At 68.9% G+C, this 3,858-nt stretch carries 4 protein-coding genes and 2 pseudogenes (1 of these 6 running past the window's edge); 5 read left to right on the top strand and 1 reads right to left on the bottom strand.

Annotation, left to right across the window (positions count from 1 at the left end):
- From M1L36_RS11090 to M1L36_RS11070, 5 genes and pseudogenes are all read left to right on the top strand, one after another.
- Positions 1-278: pseudogene (locus tag M1L36_RS11090) on the top strand (ornithine carbamoyltransferase); the annotation flags it as partial.
- A gap of 93 nt (positions 279-371) precedes the next feature.
- Positions 372-608 (top strand): DUF8001 family protein, encoded by a 237-nt coding sequence (locus tag M1L36_RS11085; protein WP_250873796.1) that lies wholly within the window; start codon positions 372-374, stop codon positions 606-608.
- Between the two features lie 36 nt (positions 609-644).
- Positions 645-1,022, top strand: a complete 378-nt coding sequence (locus M1L36_RS11080) for a helix-turn-helix domain-containing protein (protein ID WP_250873795.1) — start codon at positions 645-647, stop codon at positions 1,020-1,022.
- Positions 1,023-1,101: 79 nt separating this feature from the next.
- The gene (gene thrC / locus M1L36_RS11075; RefSeq protein WP_250873794.1) at positions 1,102-2,445 is read left to right on the top strand and encodes a threonine synthase; all 1,344 of its coding nucleotides are present in this window, start codon (positions 1,102-1,104) and stop codon (positions 2,443-2,445) included.
- A 62-nt stretch (positions 2,446-2,507) separates the two neighbouring features.
- Entirely contained in the window at positions 2,508-2,744 is a 237-nt protein-coding gene (locus M1L36_RS11070) for a hypothetical protein (RefSeq protein ID WP_250873793.1), read from the top strand.
- A 253-nt stretch (positions 2,745-2,997) separates the two neighbouring features.
- Here the strand turns inward: M1L36_RS11070 and serA are convergent.
- Positions 2,998-3,858, bottom strand: a pseudogene (serA, locus tag M1L36_RS11065) (phosphoglycerate dehydrogenase); it runs 722 nt beyond the window's last position.

Raw genomic sequence — 3,858 nt, 5'->3', positions numbered from 1 at the left:
TCGCCGACGCCGACGTCTGTTACACCGACGTCTGGGTCAGCATGGGCCAGGAGGACCAGCGCGCGGAGAAACTCGCCGCGTTCACCGAGGGGGGCTTCCAGGTCGACACCGCCCTCCTCGACGGGACGGACGCGGCGGTGATGCACTGTCTGCCCGCCCACCGCGGCGAGGAGATCACCGACGCGGCCATCGAATCGAAGCGCTCGCTCGTCTGGGAGCAGGCGGAGAACCGCCTGCACGCCCAGAAGGCGCTGTTGACGTGGCTGCTCGACCGGTGACGAACGGGTTCGGCGTCGCCTCGTCGGCCCTCGTCTCCGGAGGGACTGCCACCGAACGAACACTCTTTGTCGTGGCCTCCCCACTCTCCGACGATGGGTGGGCCAACCACGGTGAACGCGGGTGAGTACGGTCCCGACGAACTCCTCGACCGGTTGCAGGGGGGCGAGCGCATCGTCGTCTCGACGACGTTCCTCGGGGACCCACACGAGGTGACGCTGCGCTACGACGGCGAGACGTACTACTGTGACACGCCGACGCGACTCCACAAACACCCCACTGCCGCCGAGATGCGCCAGTGCATGGTGAAGAACGGCTACGCCACGGAGTAGCGTGGATTTATTCGCGACACGCCTCTAACACTGGCCATGGAACCGGACCCGAGTCCGAACCGCTTTCGTGAGTTGATGGTGGACGAAGCCCCCGCGTTCGCCGAGGTGTTGGCCTGTGTCTTCGGCATCCAGCGCCACGAGTCCGAGACGTATCTCACGCTGCTCGACAACCCCGGGACGACCGTCGCCGAACTCGCCGAGGTCGTCGAGCGCGACCGCTCGAACGTCAACCGCTCGCTGTCGACCCTGCGAGAGAAGGGCCTCGCCGAGCGTCGCCGCCGCCTGCTCGACGGCGGCGGCCACGTCTACCAGTACACCGCGACGCCGCTCGACGAGGCGAAGGCGCTGATGCACGAGACGCTCGACGAGTGGTCGGCGTACGTCCACGACCGAATCGACGAGTACGGCGAGTAGCTAGACGACCGTCGCCGGGGGCCCGGCAGAACCCGCACCGACCGGCCGCTTTTTGCCCCTCTCACCCGCAGAAGCGCCAATGGCTGACCTGAACCTCTCGGGACCGACGCCCGAGGACGCGGCCGACGGCGTCTGGCTGGCGTGTATCGAGTGCGGCGAGACGCTCGCACCGTTCGACGAGGTCGTCTACACCTGTCCAGAGTGCGACGGCCTGCTGGAGGCGCGCTACGACCGCTACCCGACGTTCGCCGACTTCGGGGCGGGCGACGGCGACCACCCCGCGAAACCCACAGTCGACGAGGAGACGAGCCTCGGCGTCTGGCGCTACAGCGCCGCCCTCCCGTTCGAGGAGGGCGTCTCGCTCCCCGAGGGCGACACGCCGCTGTACGAGGTGCCTCGACTGGAGGAGGACCTCGGCGTACGGACGCTCCGAATCAAACACGAGGGGATGAATCCGACGGGGAGTTTCAAGGACCGCGGGATGACCGTCGGCGTCCGGGTCGCCCAGGAACTCGGGGTCGACCGACTCGCGTGCGCCTCGACGGGCAACACGAGTGCGGCGCTGGCGGCGTACGGTGGGCGGGCGGGGGTGGAGACGCTCGTGCTCCTCCCCTCGGGGAAGGTCGCCGCCGGGAAGGTCGCCCAGGCGGCGCTCCACGGTGCGCGCATCCTCGAAGTCGACGGCAACTTCGACTCGTGTCTCGACATCGTCCAGGAGCTCGCCGCTCGCGACGAGGCGTACCTGCTCAACTCGCTCAACCCGTTCCGGCTTGAGGGTCAGAAAACCATCGGCTTCGAGATCCTCGAACGGTTCTACGCCGAGGAGGGGCGGTTCCCCGACCGCATCGTCCTGCCGGTGGGCAACGCGGGCAACACGGCCGCGCTGTACAAGGCGTTCCGCGAACTCGTCGAGTCGGGGGCGCTCGCCCCTGGCGACGTCCCGAAACTGACGGGCGTCCAGGCCGAGGGCGCTGCGCCGATGGTCGAGGCCGTCGAGGAGGGGAACGACGCAGTCCGTCGCTGGGACGAGGTCGAGACCATCGCGACGGCCATCCGCATCGGCAACCCGGTCAACGCGCCGAAGGCGTTGCCCGGAATCCGCGAGACGGATGGGACGGCCGTCTCGGTCTCCGACGACGAGATAACCGACGCACAGCGTGCGCTCGCCGCCGAAGGTGTCGGCGTCGAACCGGCCAGCGCGGCCAGCGTCGCCGGCCTTCGCCGTCTCCGCGAAGACGACGTCGTCGCCCCGGGCGAGGACGTGGTCTGTCTCACGACCGGTCACCTCCTCAAAGACCCCGACGCCGCGGCGCTCGCCGGCCGGGACCCCGAACCGGTCGCCAACGACACCGACGCGGTGCTCGCCCACCTCGAAGGTCGGTCGCAGGGGTTCGTCGGCCGACTCCGGCGACGGTTGCCGTAGTCCGAAGCGACGCTGCCGTTGCAGGCCCCACCCCTAACCGTGTGTCGCGAGTCCTACCGAGCATGAGCACCGAACGAGAGGGCGCGCGGATGGCACTCGAACCGGACGCACTCCACGAGGACGAGGACGGCCACTGGCTGGAGTGTCCCCGATGTGGCTCGCCGGCGTACGTCGTCGAGATACTCCAGGAGGGCCACTGCCGGGGCTTTCAGGACGAAACCGAAGCGCGCGACGACACCGACCGGGAGGTCGGCTGTGACGCGACGCTCGGACTGGAACTCGTCTGGGACGAGGAGTAACCGGGCAGCCGACACCGACGCCGACACGGCCCGCGAGCGGTGGTGTCGGACTCCCTTCCGGGGCCGGGGTCACGATGCCCCGCGAGGCCGCTCGCAGTGGGTCTCACCGCATGGGTTGGGTTGGTCGCGGCTTTCGACTTCAACGCTCGCAGGCGGCGAGCGAAGCGACTGAGTGGGTGCGGGAATGCTATTGCTCCAGCGTTTCCCCTGTGAGGCGGCTTCGCCGCCCCACCCGTGGACGAACGGTCGAGTATCAGTCGTCGTTCAGGTTCAGGTACTGCACTCGGATGATGCGACCGTCTCCCTCCAGTTCGGCGACGACGTCCTCGGGCACCTCGCTGTCGAGCGAGTAGACGGTTAGCGCCTCCCCCCCGATGGTCTCGCGGCCGTTGAACATCCCGGCAATGTTGATGTCGTGGTCGCCGAGGACGGTGCCGATGAAGCCGATGACGCCGGGTTCGTCGTGGTTGCGCGCGACGAGCATGTGGCCGTGGGGGATGGCGTCGACCCGGTAGCCGTCGATCTGGACGATGCGGGGGTCGTCGCCGGCGAACAGCGTCCCGCAGACGCGCACGTCGCTCTCGTCGTCGGAGACGGTGATGCTCACGCGCGACTGGAACACGTCCGAGTGGGAGGTCTTCGACTCGGTGACGTCGATACCGCGCTCCTCGGCGATACGGGTCGCGTTGACCGTGTTGACGCGACTCTCGAGCGGGCGGAACACACCCCGGAGCGCGCTGGCGGTGACGAGGTCTACCTGTTCCTCGGCGATGTCGCCGGCGTACTCCACCTCGACGTCGTTGACACGGCCGCCGAACAGTCCGACGGCGATGCGCCCGGCGGTCTCCGCGAGGTCGATGTACGGCCTGACGCGGGGGAACGCGGCGCGGTCGACCGACGGCGCGTTGAGCGCGTTGACGACCGGTTGCTCTTCGAGCGCCGCGACGACCTGGTCGGCGGTGCTCGTCGCGACGTTCTCCTGGGCGGCCTCCGTCGACGCGCCGAGGTGGGGCGTGACGACGATGTCGTCGACGTCGAGCAGCGGCGAGTCGGTGTCGAGCGGTTCGTCCGCGAACACGTCGAGCGCCGCGCCTTTCAGGGTGCCGTCGGCGAC

This window comes from Halomarina rubra (assembly GCF_023699475.1).
GTDB lineage: Archaea > Halobacteriota > Halobacteria > Halobacteriales > Haloarculaceae > Halomarina > Halomarina rubra.
Note: the sequence above shows the minus strand (reverse complement) of the source record. Positions and strands in the feature narration are given on the sequence as shown.

Excerpts from the sequence above, each read along its gene's own strand:
- M1L36_RS11080 (WP_250873795.1), top strand. The coding sequence starts at position 645 with ATGGAACCGGACCCGAGTCCGAACCGCTTTCGTGAGTTGATGGTGGAC.
- M1L36_RS11085 (WP_250873796.1), top strand. The coding sequence starts at position 372 with ATGGGTGGGCCAACCACGGTGAACGCGGGTGAGTACGGTCCCGACGAA.
- M1L36_RS11070 (WP_250873793.1), top strand. The coding sequence starts at position 2,508 with ATGAGCACCGAACGAGAGGGCGCGCGGATGGCACTCGAACCGGACGCA.
- thrC (WP_250873794.1), top strand. The coding sequence starts at position 1,102 with ATGGCTGACCTGAACCTCTCGGGACCGACGCCCGAGGACGCGGCCGAC.